15 protein-coding genes are annotated in these 18,041 nt (G+C 71.9%); 7 read left to right on the top strand and 8 right to left on the bottom strand.

Annotated features, from left to right (window positions below):
* Positions 1 to 40: 40 nt before the first annotated feature.
* From hsaA to PKF00_RS07535, 7 genes are all read left to right on the top strand, one after another.
* Entirely contained in the window at positions 41 to 1,204 is a 1,164-nt protein-coding gene (gene hsaA, locus PKF00_RS07565; RefSeq protein ID WP_271216651.1) for a 3-hydroxy-9,10-secoandrosta-1,3,5(10)-triene-9,17-dione monooxygenase oxygenase subunit, read from the top strand.
* The gene (hsaB, locus tag PKF00_RS07560) at positions 1,201 to 1,734 is read left to right on the top strand and encodes a 3-hydroxy-9,10-secoandrosta-1,3,5(10)-triene-9,17-dione monooxygenase reductase subunit (RefSeq protein WP_271216650.1); all 534 of its coding nucleotides are present in this window, start codon (positions 1,201 to 1,203) and stop codon (positions 1,732 to 1,734) included. Before hsaA ends, hsaB begins: the two co-directional genes overlap by 4 nt.
* Positions 1,735 to 2,086: 352 nt before the next feature.
* Positions 2,087 to 2,455 (top strand): hypothetical protein, encoded by a 369-nt coding sequence (locus PKF00_RS07555; RefSeq protein WP_271216649.1) that lies wholly within the window; start codon positions 2,087 to 2,089, stop codon positions 2,453 to 2,455.
* A gap of 213 nt (positions 2,456 to 2,668) precedes the next feature.
* On the top strand, positions 2,669 to 3,481 hold the full coding sequence (locus PKF00_RS07550) for a neutral zinc metallopeptidase (RefSeq protein ID WP_271216648.1): 813 nt from the start codon (positions 2,669 to 2,671) through the stop codon (positions 3,479 to 3,481).
* A 140-nt stretch (positions 3,482 to 3,621) separates the two neighbouring features.
* Positions 3,622 to 5,004, top strand: coding sequence for a diaminopimelate decarboxylase (lysA, locus tag PKF00_RS07545; protein WP_271216647.1), 1,383 nt, complete (start codon positions 3,622 to 3,624; stop codon positions 5,002 to 5,004).
* Positions 5,005 to 5,095: 91 nt separating this feature from the next.
* Positions 5,096 to 6,388 (top strand): homoserine dehydrogenase, encoded by a 1,293-nt coding sequence (locus tag PKF00_RS07540; protein ID WP_271216646.1) that lies wholly within the window; start codon positions 5,096 to 5,098, stop codon positions 6,386 to 6,388.
* A gap of 501 nt (positions 6,389 to 6,889) precedes the next feature.
* A complete protein-coding gene (locus PKF00_RS07535) occupies positions 6,890 to 7,732 on the top strand; it encodes a polysaccharide deacetylase family protein (RefSeq protein WP_271216645.1) in 843 nt (280 codons plus the stop codon).
* Between the two features lie 219 nt (positions 7,733 to 7,951).
* Here PKF00_RS07535 and PKF00_RS07530 read toward each other — a convergent pair whose 3' ends face one another.
* The 8 genes from PKF00_RS07530 to PKF00_RS07495 all read right to left on the bottom strand — a co-directional run bounded on the left by PKF00_RS07530 (position 7,952) and on the right by PKF00_RS07495 (position 17,910).
* Complete coding sequence (locus PKF00_RS07530; RefSeq protein WP_271216644.1) at positions 7,952 to 8,278, bottom strand: hypothetical protein; 327 nt, start codon at positions 8,276 to 8,278, stop codon at positions 7,952 to 7,954.
* A gap of 256 nt (positions 8,279 to 8,534) precedes the next feature.
* On the bottom strand, positions 8,535 to 9,473 hold the full coding sequence (locus PKF00_RS07525) for an ATP-binding cassette domain-containing protein (protein ID WP_271216643.1): 939 nt from the start codon (positions 9,471 to 9,473) through the stop codon (positions 8,535 to 8,537).
* 71 nt (positions 9,474 to 9,544) lie between these two features.
* Entirely contained in the window at positions 9,545 to 10,396 is an 852-nt protein-coding gene (locus PKF00_RS07520; RefSeq protein WP_271216642.1) for a DUF4097 family beta strand repeat-containing protein, read from the bottom strand.
* 164 nt (positions 10,397 to 10,560) lie between these two features.
* On the bottom strand, positions 10,561 to 11,166 hold the full coding sequence (locus tag PKF00_RS07515) for a hypothetical protein (RefSeq protein WP_271216641.1): 606 nt from the start codon (positions 11,164 to 11,166) through the stop codon (positions 10,561 to 10,563).
* 345 nt (positions 11,167 to 11,511) lie between these two features.
* Positions 11,512 to 13,590 carry a glycosyltransferase family 2 protein gene (locus PKF00_RS07510; protein ID WP_271216640.1) on the bottom strand — a complete coding sequence of 693 codons (2,079 nt, stop codon included), beginning with the start codon at positions 13,588 to 13,590 and terminating at the stop codon, positions 11,512 to 11,514.
* Positions 13,591 to 13,664: 74 nt separating this feature from the next.
* A complete protein-coding gene (locus PKF00_RS07505; RefSeq protein WP_271216639.1) occupies positions 13,665 to 15,587 on the bottom strand; it encodes a glycosyltransferase in 1,923 nt (640 codons plus the stop codon).
* A complete protein-coding gene (locus tag PKF00_RS07500) occupies positions 15,587 to 17,440 on the bottom strand; it encodes a glycosyltransferase family 2 protein (protein WP_271216638.1) in 1,854 nt (617 codons plus the stop codon). The genes PKF00_RS07505 and PKF00_RS07500 overlap by 1 nt, the downstream gene beginning before the upstream one ends.
* Complete coding sequence (locus PKF00_RS07495; RefSeq protein WP_271216637.1) at positions 17,437 to 17,910, bottom strand: hypothetical protein; 474 nt, start codon at positions 17,908 to 17,910, stop codon at positions 17,437 to 17,439. The genes PKF00_RS07500 and PKF00_RS07495 overlap by 4 nt, the downstream gene beginning before the upstream one ends.
* Positions 17,911 to 18,041: the final 131 nt, after the last annotated feature.

The raw sequence follows: 18,041 nt of genomic DNA, 5'->3' as shown, positions 1-18,041 counted from the left end.
GATTCTGGCCACCGTCCCTCCGACACAGGAGCCCAGCCAGATGAGCGAGCACGTGCTGACCGCGATCCGCGACCTGTTGCCCGTCCTCAGAGAACGCGCACAGGCGGCCGAGGACGCCCGCGTGGTTCCCGCGGAATCGATCAAGGAGTTGCGCGAGGCGGGCTTCTTCCGTCTGCTGCAGCCCGCGCGCTTCGGCGGCCACGAGGCCGACCCGGTGACCTTCTACACCGCCGTGCGCCTGATCTCCAGCGCCTGCGGCTCCACCGGCTGGGTCGCCTCGGTGCTCGGTGCCCACGCGTGGCACGTCGCCACCTTCCCGGCCGCGGCCCAGGAGGAGCTCTGGGGGTGCGACCCCGCCGCTCTGGTCTCCTCCGCGTACGCGCCCGTCGGCCGGGCCACCGCCGTCGACGGCGGCTACCGCCTGTCGGGCACGTGGAACTTCTCCTCGGGGGTGGACCACGCCGCCGCCGCCGTCCTTGGGGCCCTGATCATGGGCGAGGACGGCAGGCCCGCCGACTGGGTGGCCTTCCTGGTGCCGCGCGAGGACTACACCGTCCGCGACGTCTGGCGCACTGTGGGCCTGCGCGGCACGGGCAGCAACGACGTGGTGGTCGAGGACGCCTTCGTCCCCGCGCACCGCGCGCTCAGCTTCGCCGACTCCTTCCGCTGCGCCTGCCCGGGGCAGGAGGTGAACCCGGGCCCGCTGTACCGCATCCCGCTCTACTCGCTGATGACCACCACGATCGCCACCCCGCTGGTCGGCATGGCCACCGGCGCCTACGAGGCGCACGTGGCGCACCAGCGGCAGCGCGTGCGGGTGTTCGCGGGGGAGAAGGTGAAGGACGACCCGTTCGCGAAGGTCCGCGTCGCCCGCGCGGCCAGCGAGGTGGACGCCGCCTGGCTGCAGCTCACCCGCAACATCACCGAGATCTACGACACCGCACGGCGTGGCGAGTCGATCCCCACCGCGCTGCGGCTGCGGCTGCGCCGCGACCAGGTGCGGGCCTCCGAACGGTGCATCGCGGCCGTGGACCAGCTCTTCGAGAACTCCGGGGCAGGCGCGCTCGCCGAGGGCACCCTGATCCAGCGGTTCTGGCGCGACGCGCACGCGGCGCGGGTGCACGTCGCCAACGACCCGGAGGCGGCGCTCAAGCTCTTCGGCGACGGGGAGTTCGGCGAGGACGTCACGGTGGGCATGTTGTGAACCCCTCGCTCTTCCGGCAGGTCCTGGGCCACTTCTGCACAGGTGTGACGGTCGTCGCGACCATGCGGGACGAGCGGCCGGTGGGCTTCGCCTGCCAGTCCTTCGCCGCGCTCTCGCTCGACCCGCCGCTCGTGCTGTTCTGCCCGGCCAGGTCATCCGGCACCTGGCCGGCCGTCGAGCGGTCGGGCCGCTTCGCCGTCAGCGTGCTGGCCCACGACCAGCGCGAGACCAGCACGCTGTTCGGGCGGGGAGGCGCGGACCGGTTCTCGGGCACACGCTGGCGGCGCTCGCCCAGCGGCTCGCCGCTGCTGGAAGGGGCGCTGGCCTGGGTGGACTGCTCGCTGGAGGCCGTGTACGAGGCGGGCGACCACTACATCGCCGTGGGCCGGGTGCACGATCTGGGCGCAGGCCCGGGCGAGCGGCCCCTGCTGTTCTACCGGGGCGGCTACACCGTCACCGAACCCCCGGCGTCACCCGCCGGGGCTCAGGAGGGCTTCCTCACCTGGGCCAGGCCGGGAGACTGGTGCTGATCCGCCGGCGAAGCTCCAGCCGATCCGAGGTGAAGCGAGAGGGCCGGGCCGACGAAAACCCCGCCCTCGCAGCTCCCGCCTGCCGGTAGAACGCCAGAGCCGACGGTGAAGCGCCCCGCGCCGTGCTGTTCGCCAGGACACGCGGCGAGAGGGGAGATCTGGGACGCGGAGAACCGGCGCTGGACCGCCCCGGCCGGGGCGCAGACCCCAGTCATGATCCCGAAATGTCACCGGAGTGCGCTCCTGTACGGAACACCCTGGTCCCGGCGGTGCGGGATACTCGGCCGGTGCCTCCCGCGATGACGCCCTGGTGCCCGCGCGGGCACGCCTGTGCCGTCGAGAAGGGACGTTCATGACCGTTGTGTCCTCGCTGCCCGCCCCCGTCATCGCCGAGGCCACCGGTGGCAGGCTGGAGTTGGCCGTGTCGCCCGAGGTCGTCCAGGTCCTGACCGACTGCGGATACCCGGTGGAGGGCGGGGACACCGTGACCTTGACCGTGGGCGTCGCGGGCCGGTACCGCGACGCGGTGGTCCTGAGCGTCGGTTCGCTGATCCTGGGCGCCGCCCAGATGGAGGGGTACCTGTGCTTCCGGGTGCCGGTGCGAGAGCTGCGGCGCGCCGCCGAGAACGGCGTGCTGCGGCTGCGTCACACCGTCACCGGTCATCGTGAGCAGCGCTCGGAGTGGGCGGAGTACACGGTGGTGGACACCGCCGCCCCCTGACCCGGGCCGCCTACGGCTCCGCCGTCATCCACATCACGTGTCGCACCGCCTCGGTCAGGTTCTTTTCTCGGGCGTCCAGGCAGGTGGGCGGGCCGGATCAGCTTCGAAGATCATAAAATCCGGAAAAATGTGAATCCGGCACCCCGTGAGTCGGGAAACCTGCGAGCCTGATGATCTCGGGGGAACCCGTGAGCACAGCCGGAAGGGGGACGGGTGAGCGGTCCGCGGGACTGGTCGGTGGCTGAGCCGCGCAGGCGGGGGATCGCGCGGCGGATACTGCCCGCGGCCCTCGCCTTCGTCGTCGTCCTCGGTGGCGTCGCCTACCTCCGGGGCGACCTGCAGGAGCTGATCGGGACCGCGCCGGGTTCGCCCAGGTCGGCCCCGGCCACGCACCACGTCTACCGGGAGACGGGGCCCGTCGACGCCCGGTGCGACACCCTGCCCGCCGACCCGGACGCGGACGTCAGGAAGACGCTGAACGCCCTCTCGCGCTGCCTCGACCGCATGTGGACGGCCACGCTGGCGGAGGCGGACGTCGACTACGAGCGCCCCGACGAGGTACGGCTGGTCGCTGCTCCCGGGGAGGCGGCGTGCGGGGTCGACGACTACGACTGGGCGGGGGTCTACTGTCCCGACCGGCGTGTGGTCAACGTGCTGGTCGAGGAGGAGCAGGCCCTCTCGACGATGTTCACGCTCGCGCACGAGTACGCCCACCACGTCCAGGAGATCAGCGGGATCGCCGACCAGCAGGGGGCGGAGGTCTTCGACGAGGCCTGGTCGCGCAGGCTCGAACTGCAGGCCGACTGCCTCGCCGCGGTGACGCTGCGTGGCGTGGACTCGCGTGTGCTGGAAAATCAGCTGCTGCTGGCCGAGGGCGAGACCGACGCCGCGGACGACCAGGCCGAGAGCTATCGCCGGTCGCACGGTTCGGGAGCCAGCAGCGCCGCCTGGATAGCCCGTGGGAAACGAGGGGGCAAGGTGGCCTCGTGCAACACCTGGGGCGCCCCGGCGGACGAGGTGTCCTGACGGCCGGACCATCCGTAAACACAAAAATATCCGTCCTGATCCATTGATTACGCGAAAAATACGCGTTTTCCGAGATGATCGCGTCTCGGTACATGGGCACTCGTCCCATGGGGATCACCGGGTCCGATAGCCTCGATAGGGTGAGTCGATTCGCCCACCCCGCCGGTGACCGGCACGCCGAAGTGCTGCCCGAGGACCGCCCTCCGCACGCACCTGCCGACCTGAACACGCTCGACCCCACGATCTGGCCGCGAACGTCGGGCCGCGTCGACGGCTCGGTCACGATCGGTGACGCGGACGTCAGAGACCTGGTCGCCGAGCACGGCAGCCCGCTCTACGTGGTGGACGAGGAAGACTTCCGCTCGCGGTGCCGTGACTACCGCGACGCCTTCGCCGGAGGCGACGTCCACTACGCGGGCAAGGCCTTCCTGTGCCGCGAGGTCGCCCGCTGGATCATGCAGGAGGGTCTCGGCCTCGACGTGTGCAGCGCGGGCGAGCTCGCCATCGCGCTGAGCGTGGGGTTCCCGCCCGAGCGGATCACGATGCACGGCAACAACAAGTCGCTCGCCGAGTTGGAGAAGGCCGTGGAGGTCGGAGTCGGCCACATCGTGGCCGACTCCTTCGAGGAGATCGCCCGCCTCGGTTTCCTCGCTGAGAAGCACGGCAAGCGGCCCCAGGTCATGATCAGGGTGACCGTCGGCGTCGAGGCGCACACCCACGAGTTCATCGCCACCGCCCACGACGACCAGAAGTTCGGCTTCTCGCTGAGCAGCGGCGCGGCGGCCGAGGCGGCCAGGCGCATCCTCGCGCTGCCCCAGCTCCAGCTCGTCGGCCTGCACTCCCACATCGGCTCCCAGATCACCGACACCGCCGGGTTCGAGGTGGCCGCGCGCCGCCTGGCCACGCTTCTGGTGCAGATCAAGGAGGAGCACGGCGTTGTCCTGCCCGAGCTCGACCTCGGCGGCGGCTACGGCATCCCCTACGTCGAGGGCGACGTCGCGCCCGACGTGAAGGAGATCGCCGACAGCCTGCGGGAGATCGTGGCCAAGGTGGCCGAGTCCGCGGGCCTGCCGGCGCCCAGGCTCACCGTCGAGCCGGGCCGCGCCATCGCGGGCCGAGCCGGTGTGACCCTCTACGAGGTCGGCACGATCAAGGACGTCGAGGGGCTGCGGACCTACGTCAGCGTCGACGGCGGCATGAGCGACAACATCCGCACGGCCCTCTACGGCGCCGAGTACACCGCGCGGCTCGCCTCGCGCGAGAGCACGGCCGAGCCGATGCTCTCCCGCCTGGTCGGCAAGCACTGCGAGAGCGGCGACATGGTCGTGCGCGACCTGTGGCTGCCGAGCGACCTGGCCACCGGCGACCTGATCGCCGTCGCGGGCACCGGCGCCTACTGCCGCTCGCTCGCCAACAACTACAACTACCTTCCCAGGCCCGCCGTCGTCGCGGTCAGGGCCGGGGAGTCCCGCGTGATCGTCCGCCGCGAGACCGAGGACGACCTCCTGAGGGGGCAGGCGTGAAACGATCTGGAGCGGCGGCCCGCCGAGTGGGCGGACCTGCGGGAGCGGGACAGACCGCTCGCGAAGCGAACGAGATGAGGAGTGCGGTCGCATGGCACTGAAAGTCGCTCTTCTCGGGTGCGGCGTCGTCGGTTCCCAGGTGATCCGGCTGATACACGAGCAGGCCGACGATCTGGCCGCGCGCATCGGAGCGCCGCTGGAGATCGCCGGCGTCGCCGTACGGCGTCTGGGCCGCAGGCGGGACACCGACGTCGACCCCGCCCTGCTCACCACCGACGCCGAGGCCCTGGTCACCCGCGACGACGTGGACATCGTCGTCGAGGTGATCGGCGGCATCGAGCCCGCCAGGTCGCTCATCCTGGCGGCCATGAACAGCGGCAAGTCGGTCGTCACGGCGAACAAGGCGCTGCTCGCCGAGGACGGCGCGACCATTCACGCCGCGGCCAGGGCCAACAACGCCGACCTGTACTTCGAGGCGGCCGTCGCGGGCGCGATCCCGCTGATCAGGCCGCTGCGCGAGTCGCTGGCGGGCGACCACGTCCACCAGGTGCTCGGCATCGTCAACGGCACGACCAACTACATCCTCGACAAGATGGACTCCTCCGGCGCGTCGTTCTCCGACGCGCTCGAGGAGGCCCAGGCGCTGGGATACGCCGAGGCCGACCCGACGGCCGACGTCGAGGGCTTCGACGCCGCCGCCAAGGCCGCGATCCTGGCCGGGATCGCCTTCCACAGCAGGGTGACGGCCGCCGACGTGCACCGCGAGGGCATCACCGAGATCACCGCGACCGACGTGGCCAGTGCCAAGGCGATGGGATACGTCATCAAGCTGCTGGCGATCTGCTCCCGCTCCGAGGACGGACGATCCTTCGGCGTGCGGGTGCACCCGGCCATGATCCCCAGGACGCACCCGCTGGCCGGGGTCCGCGAGGCCTACAACGCGGTCTTCGTCGAGGCCCGCTCGGCGGGGCAGCTCATGTTCTACGGCGCGGGCGCCGGCGGGGCTCCCACCGCGAGCGCGGTGCTCGGCGACATCGTGGCCGTCGGGCGCAACCTGCTGGCGGGGACGCGGGGTCCCGAGGAGTCCACCTACGCCGACCTGAGCGTGCACCCGATGGGCGAGACCGTCACGCGCTACCACGTCTCCCTGGACGTGGCCGACAAGCCGGGCGTGCTCGCCCGGGTCGCCGACATGTTCGCCAAGCAGGACGTGTCCATCCAGACCGTCCGGCAGGAGGGGCACGGCGACGACGCCCAGCTCGTCCTGGTCACGCACAGGGCCACCGACGCCGCCCTGTCGGCCACCATCGAGGGTCTGCGGGAGATGGACATCGTCCGCGACGTGGTGAGCGTCATGCGGGTCGAGGGCGAGGACGCCTCCTGACGGGGTAACCGCTCGCCTCCGCCGTGTCGGTGACCCGCCCTCACCGTGTCGACGGCTGCCCGCCTTCGCCGTGGTGGCTGGTCACCTTCATCGTGTGGTGGTTGTGTGCTTCCGTCGCGACCCGCCCTCATCGTGTTCGTGACCGTCTGAGCGCCGGTACGGCGAGTGGTGAGGCGGGACGGATCGGCGCCGGTGCGAGGTGCTCGACCCGGTGAGCGAAACGTCTTCGGTCACCGGGTCGGCCTCCTGGCCTCCCGGGCGTCCTCGATGCCGGGGGCGCCTCGTGGGCCGACCGATCCGGGGCGTTCGTCGGGAACGCCGAGCGTCGGTGCGGCCCGAGTCACCGCCTGCCGGGCGCCGGGCGAGACAGGGCCTGCCGTACGGCGTCGCACCGGCACGAGGGGGCGATCCTTGGATGTTTGACGGCGAGGACTTTAAGCGAAGCATGGCCTTATATGGTGGTTTGCATACTTTGGCCCGTTGTCCGGAGGGGCGGCTCGCATGAAGATCGTTCACCTGGCGAGGACGCTGCTGGCGACACTGGCCGCTCTGGCGGCGTCGACGCTGACGCTCCCCGCCGAGGCGGCGACCTCCCAGACCGCGACGGTTCCTCCGGCGGCGGCTCCTTCTGAGAAGGTCACGACGATCGTCTCGCTCACCTTCGACGACGGGGACGCGACCCACCCGTCGGTGGCTCGCGCGCTGGAGCGAAGGAACATGCGCGGGACGTTCTACGTCAACACCGAGACCGTCGGGCGGACGGGCAAGCTGACCCGCCGCCAGATCGCCGCGCTCGCCAAGGCGGGACACGAGATCGGCGGTCACACACTGACCCACGTCCGTCTCAACGAGTTGACCCGTGACGAGCAGGGCCCGCAGATCTGCGACGACCGCAGGACACTGGTCGCGTGGGGCCTGCGCCCCGCCACCCTCGCCTACCCGTTCGGCGCGGTGGACGCCGACGCGAAGGCGGTGGCACGGGAGTGCGGCTACGACGCGGCCCGCACGGTCGGCGGGCTCAGGCAGTGGAACTGCCCTGGATGTCCGGCGACCGAGACGCCGCGCCCCAAGGACCGTTACGGGATCCGCACGCCCGGCTCGGTCCGCGAGGACACCTCTCTGCGGCAGATGAAGCAGCAGGTCCTCAACGCGGAGAAGGGCGGAGGCGGGGTCCTGCCCCTGGTGTTCCACCGTGTCTGCGACGACTGCGGCGTCTACTCGGTCCCACCGAAGATCATGAACGAGTTCCTCGACTGGCTGGCGGGACGCAGCGCCCGCGGCACGGTCGTCAAGACCCTTCAGAGCGCCGTCGGCGCCCGCTACCGCCCCCTGCCCCGTGGATGACCCGCCTTGGGGAGTCTCGGCTGAGAGGGCGAGCGGTCGGGGCAGGGCGGCGACGAACATCGGGCGGCGACGCCATCACCTGTCTGTGCCGAGGTGATTCGTCGCATCACGGACAGGTGATGGGGAGAGCCCTTCGGCCTGTCTTCTCGTCCGGTCGCCTGATCGTCTCTTTCGAACCGCTGTCGTCCTTCGCCGCGGCCGGATGAGAAGGAGATCGGCTCACCGGTAGCGATAGCCGAGTGATATCAGCACGGTGTCCCTGCTGCATCGTGCAGTGGATGTGGAGCCGCTGCTGACCCAAGGGCCATAAACGGTGTTATAGGCACCGCTGTTGTCCTCGCAGAAAATTATCACCTGTCCTTGGTTCACTCCGATGCCGCTGCACGTCGCCCAGCCGGATCCGCCATACGTGCCGATCTGGCCGCCGCTGGTGCAATTCGCCGCCTGAGCCGCCTGAGCCGGGAGAGCCGGTGACAGCAGGGACGTCGCGGCGGTGATTGCGATAACGGCGGCCGTCGAAGCGCCGAGTTTTCTGATGCGGCCCATTGACCGTCTCCTTTCGGTGTTTGGTGTTTTGTTCGTCTCCCGATGCTAACCGCGGTCGTGGTGGACATCCATAGAGGAATGATTTGCGATTCGGGTGTGTGGATTACGGGCCGGTCGCAGGAGGCGAATCCGGGTCCGGAAACTGAAGAGGTTTCTGCTGGGCGAGATTATCGTTTAAGAGTTTTCCTTATTCGGCGGTAAGTCGCCGGAAGGAGTCACGCGTTCAGGGGGCCGGTGGCGGCGGCGGACCGATCGATCAGGGGGCGGAGCGGCCGGTGAGGGTGAGGAAGACGTCGTCGAGATCGGGGGCGTGAACCGACACTTCGTCGACGGCGAGCAGTTCGTGGTCGATCCGCCTGAGCAGGGCGCGCAGCGAGCTGACGCTGCCGTCGTTCGGGACGCGCAGGGTGAGCGCGTCGTCGTCGCGCGGCGTCTCGCCGAAGGCGCGGGCGGCCCATTCGAGCGCGTCCGGGTCGGTGAATCGCAGACGGACGTGGCCGGGGACGAGGCGTCTGAGGTCGTCGGGGGTCCCCTCGGCGACCAGCTTTCCGCGGTCGAGGACCGCGATTCGGTCCGCGAGACCCTCCGTCTCCCGCACGGACTGCGCCGTCAGGAAGATCGTTACTCCGTCGTTCGCGAGGTCGCGGACGATCTGCCGCATGGCGCGGTGGCCCCGTGGGTCCAGGCCGGTGGCCGGTTCGTCGAGGAAGACGATCCGCGGCTCGCCGACCAGGGCCGTCGCGAGGTCGAGCCTGCGCCGCATGCCGCCGGAGTAGGTCGCGACCGGTTCCCCCGCGGCCTCGGCCAGGTCGAAGCGGTCGAGCAGCTCGGCGGCGCGGCGCCGGCCCTCGCTCCGGCCGGGACGGCGCGCCTGCGCCGCCAGGGTCAGGTTCTCCTCGCCGGTGAGGAGGTCGTTCACCCCGGAGAACCGGCCGGTGACGCCGATCGCGGAACGCACCGCGTCGGGCTCCCCGGCGAGGTCGTGACCGGCCACCCGCACCTGGCCCGCGTCGGCGCTGATCAGTGCGGAAAGGATCCGGACCGTGGTCGTCTTGCCCGCTCCGTCCGGGCCGAGCAGCGCGAAGACCGTTCCCTCGGGGACGTCCAGGTCGATGCCGTCCAGCACGGCCCTGCCGCCGAACGACTTGCGCAGTCCGACCGCCGCGATCGCCGGTCGGGGCGGGGAGGTGCTCATGTGTTCCTCGTTTCGTCGTTCGGCGTGGAGTTCAGGGCGGGGCTCCGCACGGGGGCGGGAAAGCGCGGGGTTCAGGAACGGCGGATCACGACGTCGCCGTAGTAGGCGCGAGCGCGCACCTCGACGGTCTCGTCGGTGGGCTCGGGGCCGTCCGCGGCGTTCAGGTGGTTGCGCACGCTGCCGTACGGCGCGCTCACGTCCAGCCAGGCGGCGGTGCCCTCCCTGACGCCGACCTCGAGCCTGCCGTAGGCGGTTTCGAGGGTGACCAGGCCGCGAACCGCCTCCCCGATGCGTATGCTGCCCGCGGCGGTCTTGGCGTTGACGCTCGCCAGGGCGCGGTCGACCGTGATGTCGCCGTACGCCGTGTTCAGCTGGAGGTCGCCGGTCACCTCGCCGACGGTGATGCCGCCGTTGGCGGTTCTGATCGTCGCGGGGCCGTCGATCTGACGGATCCGGATGTCGCCGTTGGCGGTGGTGACCTCGGCGCGTCCGACCGACCGGGTCACCGTGATGTCGCCGTCGGCGGCGTTCAGCCGGAGGGGGCCGGTCTGGTCGAGCCAGATGTTGCCGGTGGCCGTCTTGAACGTCGACTCGCCGAGACGTCCCTCGCAGTGGAAATCCGCCGTCGCGTTCGCCTCGACGCGGGAGCCCGTCGGCAGGTCGACCGTCACCACGATCGAGCCGCTCCAGCTGATCCACCTGAACAGCGAACGGGTGTTGTTCTCAGGGGTTCTCACCAGCAGCTTTCCCTGGGCGTACTCGATCCGGGTCTGTTCGGCGGCTCGGACGTCCGTCTCGTCGAACTCGTCGCTCGGCCGCACTTCGACGACGGTGTCGGCCCGGTCGCTCGCGGTGATCCGAACGTCCCCGGCCGCGATGTCGATGAGAGCGAAGATCGGTTCGGGGGTGTCGAAGGTAGGCATAACGCTCCCTTGCTGATGGTTGCGGCGTCGAGCGCGGCGGTGTGGTGAACCGGGTGCCCTCGCCGTCGCTCACGGCGTCGGGGCGGCGGGCGGCGGGGTGGTGCGGACCGACGCCGGTTGGCGGTGCGTGGTGCGTGACCTGGTGAACGCCGACGGTCGGGCGGTCAACGGACCCAGCCTGTGTAGCGCCGCCCGGTCTGCTGTGCGGTCTGCCGCCCGGCGCGCTGATCCGGGCGGCGTCCCCGGCCGTCTGGTTCGAGCGCGGCGGAGACGGCTCGAACCAGCCAGGCGTTGACCGACAGTCCCTCCCGCCCCGCCGCCTCCTCGATGCGCGGCTTGAGATGCTCGGGGATCCGCAGCGAGAGCCGCGACGTCCCGCCGTCCTCGGCCTCGGGCTGGGCGGACGGCCGGGCGTCCGTGGCGGACGCGCCTGACGCTCCGGCGGCCCCTGACGCCCCTGACGCCCTGGAGGCCCCGGGCGGCGCGGTGGCGGAGCCGTCCTCGGACATGCCCTCGAACGGCGGGGCGACCGGCGACGTCACCACGAACTCGGGGTCACGCCTGCGCAGCCGTACCTCCACCGAACCGGGCGCGAGATCGCGGGTGATCTCGTCCGCGGCGGCGGACAGGGCATCCAGCAGGGCGAGCCGGGCAGCCGACTCCAATGACGCGGTGAGCCGCTTGGCCAGGGCGAGGGCTTCCTCGCCGCCGGCTTCGGCGGCGACCGTGAGATCACGTCGGAGGTGTTCGACATACGGCGCGAGATCCATGACGTCACTATGACGCCATGATGGCGTCATCGCAAGCCATGGGTGACGTCAACTTGATGTCGGGCTTCGGGGGAGCTTGTGCCCGCCGCCCTGATCCGCCTGATTCGGGGCCGCCCGGTCAGGGCGTCGCACCAATGCTGTGACGGGTGACGTTCACCGGGGCGCACGCCGTCCGAAGACGCCGGGCGGGCCCGTGCCGGTGCTCTCCGTACCGGCGCTTGAAAGCGCTGCGAACCCGGCGGGGGTGAGGGTGTTCACCGGGTCGCGTGTCGTTCGGGGGCGCCGGAGGTGTTCGTGCCGGGGCTCGGGACGTCGCGAACCCGGTGGAGGTGTGCGGTCACCGCGCTAACGGGGGCCCTCGACGATCCTGCGCAGGCGGCGGGTGGCGCGGCGCAGGAGGGAGCGTTGCTGCGTCTGGCGCAGGGCGACGGCCTCGAGGCGGCGTTGCTCCGCCTTCTCCCTCCACCTGGCGGTGTCGCGCGTGCCCTTCGCCGCCTGGGCGCGCAGCTCCTTCAGCTCGGCCTTGAGGGCGGCGACCTGACGCCGGGCGCGTTCGGCGTCACGGGTACGGGCCTCGGCCTCCGCACGCCACCGTACGGCTTCGCGGTTGCGGTCGGACGCCCAGGCGGGGTACGCCCGCGCCGCCGGGCGGAACCGCCACGACTCGGCGTCCAGCCAGGTCGCGCCGTACAGGTCGGCGATCACGTCGTCCAGGGACTCGTCGTCCCCGGCGACGCGCAGCGCCCGCGCGACGGCGGCGGTCCGCTCGAAGCGGGCGGCCACGACACCGGTCTCGCGCTCCTCGAGCGCGACCAGCAACAGCCCCTCGTCGTCCTTGTCCGCCAGCTCGACCAGCATGGCCAGGCTCTCCGCCCCCGGGACCCATCCGGCGGGGCAGACGAGCCTGAACGGCGCGGGGAACGCGGTCGGGGGGACGCGCTCGGCGAAGCGGACACGGCCGTCGTTGGCGTACTGCCCCCGGACCAGCCTGAGGTCCAGCAGAGGAGCGTCCAGCGGCGTGTCCTGCCCCACAGGACCCACGGGACCCGCGGGACCCACGGAGTCCGCAGGGTCCAGGGAGTCCGCAGGGTCCGCAGGGGCCAGGGAGTCCGCAGGGCCTACGGAGCCTGTGGGACCCACAGGACCTGCGAAACTCACCGAACCTGCGGAATCCACGGAACTTACGGAGCTCACGGAACCTGCGGACTCCGCGGATTCCGCAGAACCTGTGGAAGGTCCTTCGGGAGGCGTTCCCGGGAGGCTCTCGGAGAGGGCGTCCCACGGGCCGGTCACGACGACGCTCACGTCCGCCAGCGTGCTCGCCAGCGCTCCGTCCACGCTCGCCCTGACATCCTCGAAGGAGGCGTCCTCGGCGTCCACGACCACCTCGACGTAGGGGACCAGCCACTGGCGGCCCGGGTCGGTGCGCAGGTTGCGCCGGTACGGCACGCGGTCGGCGATGAACGGGTCGTTGTGCCGCCTGACCTCTCCCGGCCTGCGCATGGCCGTCGTGACGCCCAGATGCCAGCTGAGCGCCTCCTGGTCGGGGACGAACACCGCGCCCGTCTGGGTGAGCCGGTAACCGAGCTCGGTGTCCTCGCCGAGGGCCAGGGAGGTGTCCATCCCCCCGGCCTCCCTGAGCAGGGCGGCGGGCAACGAGACCGTCGCGCCCACGTGGACGCGGTGCAGCAACGGACTCGGCGCGTCCCGGAAGCCGCGATGGGCGGCGAGGAGATCGCCGATCCAGTCGTGCCCGTGGTCGGGGTCCTCCTCGAAGAGGGAACGGGCCCTGTCCCCGGCGACGGCGGTCCTGACCTCCGCGGCGGTCGGCGGCGTGCCGGCCATCGCGGTGAACCGCAACGTCCCCGTCACCACCAGGTAGTCGGCCAGATGGTGCCAGCGCATGTGCGCCTCGACGTGGTCCCGGTAGGAGACGATGTCGGCGTCCATCCGGTGGATCACCTCGCCGTCCGCGACGGCCGTGCCGGTCTCCAGGGCCCCGGCGATGCCGGGGCGGCCCGGGAGCCCGTGGACGATCCGGGTGTGCTCCGGGGCGATCTCGGGGAGCCTGAGCGGGGGCGCGCTCCCGTCGTCCACGACGATCACCTCAAGGAGGTGCGAGGGGTAGGTCTGCGCGGCCAGGGCGGCCAGCGTGAGGTCGAGCTTGTTCTGGCCTCCCCTGGCGGGGATCACCACGCTCACCGCCACGCGCGGCTCCCACGTGCCGGGGGCGGGCGGGTTCAGCACCCCGAAGTCGTTGCCGGGGATCCTCGGCGGGCTCACCCTTCGCTCTCGGCGCGCGGGCACGTCCTGCCCCTCCTCCCGCCGCTCCCGGCCTTCCTCGCGGGCCTTTCCTCGCGTCGGCGCGTCCACGCCCTCTTCCCGCCCTTCCCCGCGGGCCTTCTCCCGCGTCGGCGCGTCCACGCCGTCTCCCCGCCCTTCCCCGCGGGCCGCGGAGGTCGCGGGAGCCGCGCCCCCCTCACGCCTGGTCCGCGCGTTCACACCGCCTCCCCGGGGAGTTCCATGAGCGCGCTGGGCCTGAAGCCGCGCCACTGGCGTTTGTTGCGCCGCAGGAACGTGCCGATGGGCTCGCGCCACGTGTGGTTGGCGACGTTGCCGCGCCGCAGGATGTATCCCAGGCCCTGGGTGCGGTAGATCTGCCCGCCGGCGGCCTGTACGGCGTGCTGGAACTGGGCGTCGATCGTCCCCGGCAGCGTGCGGAAGCCGCCGACCGCCTCGAAGGCCGAGCGTTCGGCGAAGATGGTCCCTCCGGCGATGAAGTTGGTGATCTGCTCGGTGACCTGGTCCCGGTGGACGGTCACCCCGATCGACGCGAGATAGACGAACTCGGGGACCATGCCGACCACCTCGGCCCCCGAGTAGGAGTGGGCCAGGAGCAGGTCGGAGACGAAGTCGGGCCCGTACCAGTCGTCGTCGTCCATCTTCAGCAGGAACGACCCCGAGGCCCTGGCCGCGGCCTCGTTGAGCATCGCGCCGAACACCGTCGCCCTGTCCGCCTCGAACACGGTGATCGGCCGTTCGAAGGACGCCAGCGCGCCCGCCACGTCGGGGTGGCCCGAGGGGATGCCGTGCAGGGCGAGGATCACCTCGAACTCCGCTCCGCGCTGCCTGGTCATCTGCTCCAGCGCGAAGCGCACCATCTCGGGGCGGCGGGTGGCGAGCAGCACCGAGGTCAGCGGCGCGGGCGCGGCGGGCGCGCCGAGCTGCTCCCAGCGGCTGCGGACGCCGTGGGTGCGCAGCGCCTCCCGGCGGAGCCTGACGCTGTGCTCCTCCCGTTCGAGGTCGTCGGCGAGTCCTGTCTCGTCGACCGAGGCGATCAGCCTGGCCAGCTCAGGGCCGAGGGCGCCCGCCCACGGCGGCACGGCGTCGCAGACCAGCGGCACCCCTGCGGCGGCGAGCCCGGTGACGACCCGCAGTGCGGCCACGGGGCCGCTGTGGCCGCGCCGCCAGTCGACGCGCACCCCTCTGGCCTGCCTGATCCGGCTGACGTCCACGTCGGTGACGCAGCCGGATGCGCCGAACGCGGTGAGCGTCCTGCCCTCACAGGTGATCGTCCAGCGTCCCGACCGCACGGACAGGTCGGCCATGCCGAGCGACGGCACCGTGACGAAGCCCACCGGGTTGACCGAGCGGTCGTCGACGGGGGGGATGGTCTGCGGCTCGGAGAGGTCGCCGAGACCGCTTCGCAGGATTCCCGCTCCGCCGGGACGGCCGAGCCTCTCCCAGCTCATCAGCTCGGCGACCGGCCGGTCGACCGGCGTCTCCTCGCCCGACCAGGGGGGCGGATCCTGGTCCGTGGTGCGCAGCACCAGGTCGCCGCCCCTGGCGCCGAACCGGTCGGGGAGCGGTCCCGTCACGCCCGCGGGAGCCGCGTTCGGGTCGCCGGGACGCCAGTGCGCCGCCCCCGGGCCTGCCAGGCCCGCGACCGGGGCCGCGACGGCGTCCATCCGGTGCCCGGCGAACGCCCTGGCGGTCGCGGCGAGCGTACGGCCGGCGGGGGTGGGCTTGGAGAAGCGCGCCTCGACCACCCACGCCGCGCGCTCGGGGCGGTACACGCGCAACTCGGTCAGCGACCGCCAGCGGTGCGCGGGCGTCGGGGACAGCACGGGCGCGGTGTACCAGTGGGGCGTCTCCTCGACGGCGATCACGACCCGTGTGGCCATGGGCAGCAGCGACTGCAGGGTCGCGGCCCTGCGGACGTCGGTCGGCGTCCTGGCGACCACCAGGACCTCCGCGGCCTTCTCCTCGGCGGAGGGAGCCCCGTCGAGGTCGCCGTCCAGGTCTGTCACCCCGTACGGTTCCAGCTCGTCGAGCGTCTCGAAGCCCGCGCGGTAGACCAGGACGCGCCGCCCTCCACCGCCTCCCGCCGCCTCGCGCAGCAGACCGGTCAGGAACGACATCAGCCCACCTTCCTCTGCCGCATGGCCGTCGCGATGATCTCTCCCAGCGGGCCGCGCCGCCGTTCGCCCTCCAGCCGTTCGACCTCCGCCCGCAGGCGCTCGACCTCGCGGCGGAGGTCGTCCGCCTCGCCGCCGAGGCGTTCCGCCTCGCGCTGCCACCTGGCCGCGCCCGCCCGCCACTTGGCGGTGTCGCCCGTGACGGGCTGCGCCTCCTGCGAGGGCACGAGGCCGTACTCGTCCGCGCTCACCCAGAGCGAGCCGAACAGCTCGTGCACCACGTCGTCGAGCACACCGTCGGCGACGGCGCCGGGAGCGTCGCCGGGGACGCCGTCAGGAACACCGCCAGGGACGCCGTCAGGGACGCCGTCAGGGACGCCGTCAGGGACGCCGTCAGGGACGCCGTCGCGGACCAGCGCCGCCCTGGCGAAGGCGGCGGTGCGTTCGAGCCTGGCGGTCCTGACCCCGCGCTCTCCCTCGTCGAGCACCACGCTCAGCAGGCCGTACTTCTCACGCTCGGCCAGTTTGACCAGGTTGGAGAGGGTGTCGGGGGCGAGTGCCCACCCCGCGGGGCAGGTGAGGCGGAAGGGGGCGGGCGCGCGGTCGCGGGGCGTCTCCTCGGCGAAGGAGACGCGGGGTTCGCAGGCGTAGAGATTGCGCGTCAGGCGCAGGTCGAGCAGCGGCTCGTCGAGGGAGGGGCGACGTCCCTCGGGAAGGGCCGCCCACGGCCCGACCACCGTGACGGCGACGTCGACGAGGGTGCCCGCGAGCGCGGAGTCGACGGTCGTCCTGATCTCCTCGTAGGAGGCGTCGCCGACGTCCACGACGACGTGCGCGTACGGCACCAGCCAGTGCCTGCGCGGGTGGGTGCGCAGCCAGCGCAGGTCGGGGATGAGATCGGGCAGCACCGACCAGTTGTGCCGGTGGACCTCCTTCTCCCTGAGCATGACCGTCGAGGGGCCGAGGTGCCAGGCACGGGCCTCGGGGTCCGGGACGAAGACCGCGCCCGCCTGCGCGAGGCGGTAGCCGAGGTCGGTGTCCTCGCCCATGTTCAGCGCGGCGTTCACCCCGCCCGCGGAGCGCAGGAGCGCCAGCGGGACCGACGTGGTCGCTCCCGAGTGGAGCCGGTAGGCTCCGGCGCCCGCGTCCCGCAGCCACCGGGTCTCGGCGAGCACGCCCGCCCGCCAGGCGTGCGGGGCCGACTCCTCGAACAGGCCTTCCGCGTTCGAGGCCCGCACCGCCGCGAAGACCTCCGGAGGAGCGGGAGCGGGCGAGTCGGGGGTCGGCTCGGGGGTGAAGCGGACGTCGCCGAGCACGACGGCGTACGACAGGAGGTGGTGCCAGCGCATGTGCGCCTCGAGGTGCTCCCTGTCGAGGATCATGTCGGAGTCAACCCAGTGCAGGACGTCGCCGGTCGCGGCCGCCGCGCCGGTGCGGCGTGCCCAGCCCCGTCCCCAGCGGCCTTCCGGCACCCGGACGAGCCGGGTGTTCGCCGGGGCGAGGTCGGGGATCCGCAGCGGCGGGTCGCTGCCGTCGTCGACGACGATCACCTCGGTGAGCCGCGCGGGATAGCTCTGCGCCGCCAGTCCGGCGAGCGTGCGGTCCAGGGACTCCTGGCAGTCGTAGGCGGCGATCACCACGCTCACCCCGAGCAGGGGCTCCCAGCGGCCGGGAGCGGGCGGGGTCAGCGGGCCGTAGTCGTTGTGCCTGATCCTGACGCGGGGGACGGCGGCCCCGTCCGCCCGCCGCCCTTCGGCGGCCCTGTCCGTCCGCCGCTCGCCGGTGACCCCGCCCGTCTGCCGTGCTTCGGCCGTCCTGTCCGCCCGCCGCCCTCCGGGCGTGTCGGTCTCCCTCACGCCTTGCCCTCTGAGGCGGGCTGTCCGGCCCTGGCCTCGACCGCCGCCAGCCTCGGCAGCAGCTCGCTGACCATCTCCTCCATCTCCCTGCGCCGGGGGACGGAGGTGAGGCGGTCCTCGCCGAGGGAGGTCAGGATCGCCTTGATGTCCTCGTCGCGTCTGCTGTCGTGCTCCCTGAGCAGGGAGACGATCTCGTCGAGCCGCCGGTCCAGTCGTTCCGCGGTCTTCTTGACCTGGGCCAGCTCCGCCTCGTAGCGCTTGACCCTGTTGTCGATGCGCTGGGCCTTGCCGTCGACCCTGCGGACGGTGGCGACCGCCAGGGCCTGGGCGGCCAGCACGGCCGCGATGGCGCCGAGCACGACGGCCGCGGTGACCGAGACGATGCCCGCGCCCGCGAGCAGGCCCAGCGCGATCAGCACCAGCGGGCCGATGATTGTCGTCAGCAGCGTCAATTTTCGGGGCGTGGGCATCCGCGCTTACCTTCCGTGCCGCTCTGTCGTTTCCTGTTGGTTGGGGAGGATATTTGAGGCTATCTACTACTCGAGAGTGGACATGGCGATAAACGCAAACCCCAAGGTTTTTGTGACCTGCGTGAACGCTG

The organism is Streptosporangium carneum (genome assembly GCF_027922005.1).
Classification (GTDB): domain Bacteria; phylum Actinomycetota; class Actinomycetes; order Streptosporangiales; family Streptosporangiaceae; genus Streptosporangium; species Streptosporangium carneum.
The sequence above is the reverse complement of the archived record's forward strand: the minus strand, read 5'-3'. Positions and strand labels throughout refer to the sequence as shown.

What these genes read in the sequence shown, in the direction of transcription:
- hsaA (WP_271216651.1), top strand. Translation starts at nt 41, where the DNA reads ATGAGCGAGCACGTGCTGACCGCGATCCGCGACCTGTTGCCCGTCCTC.
- PKF00_RS07555 (WP_271216649.1), top strand. Translation starts at nt 2,087, where the DNA reads ATGACCGTTGTGTCCTCGCTGCCCGCCCCCGTCATCGCCGAGGCCACC.
- PKF00_RS07540 (WP_271216646.1), top strand. Translation starts at nt 5,096, where the DNA reads ATGGCACTGAAAGTCGCTCTTCTCGGGTGCGGCGTCGTCGGTTCCCAG.
- PKF00_RS07535 (WP_271216645.1), top strand. Translation starts at nt 6,890, where the DNA reads ATGAAGATCGTTCACCTGGCGAGGACGCTGCTGGCGACACTGGCCGCT.
- PKF00_RS07530 (WP_271216644.1), bottom strand. Translation starts at nt 8,278, where the DNA reads ATGGGCCGCATCAGAAAACTCGGCGCTTCGACGGCCGCCGTTATCGCA.
- PKF00_RS07525 (WP_271216643.1), bottom strand. Translation starts at nt 9,473, where the DNA reads ATGAGCACCTCCCCGCCCCGACCGGCGATCGCGGCGGTCGGACTGCGC.
- PKF00_RS07520 (WP_271216642.1), bottom strand. Translation starts at nt 10,396, where the DNA reads ATGCCTACCTTCGACACCCCCGAACCGATCTTCGCTCTCATCGACATC.
- PKF00_RS07515 (WP_271216641.1), bottom strand. Translation starts at nt 11,166, where the DNA reads ATGGATCTCGCGCCGTATGTCGAACACCTCCGACGTGATCTCACGGTC.
- PKF00_RS07505 (WP_271216639.1), bottom strand. Translation starts at nt 15,587, where the DNA reads ATGTCGTTCCTGACCGGTCTGCTGCGCGAGGCGGCGGGAGGCGGTGGA.
- PKF00_RS07495 (WP_271216637.1), bottom strand. Translation starts at nt 17,910, where the DNA reads ATGCCCACGCCCCGAAAATTGACGCTGCTGACGACAATCATCGGCCCG.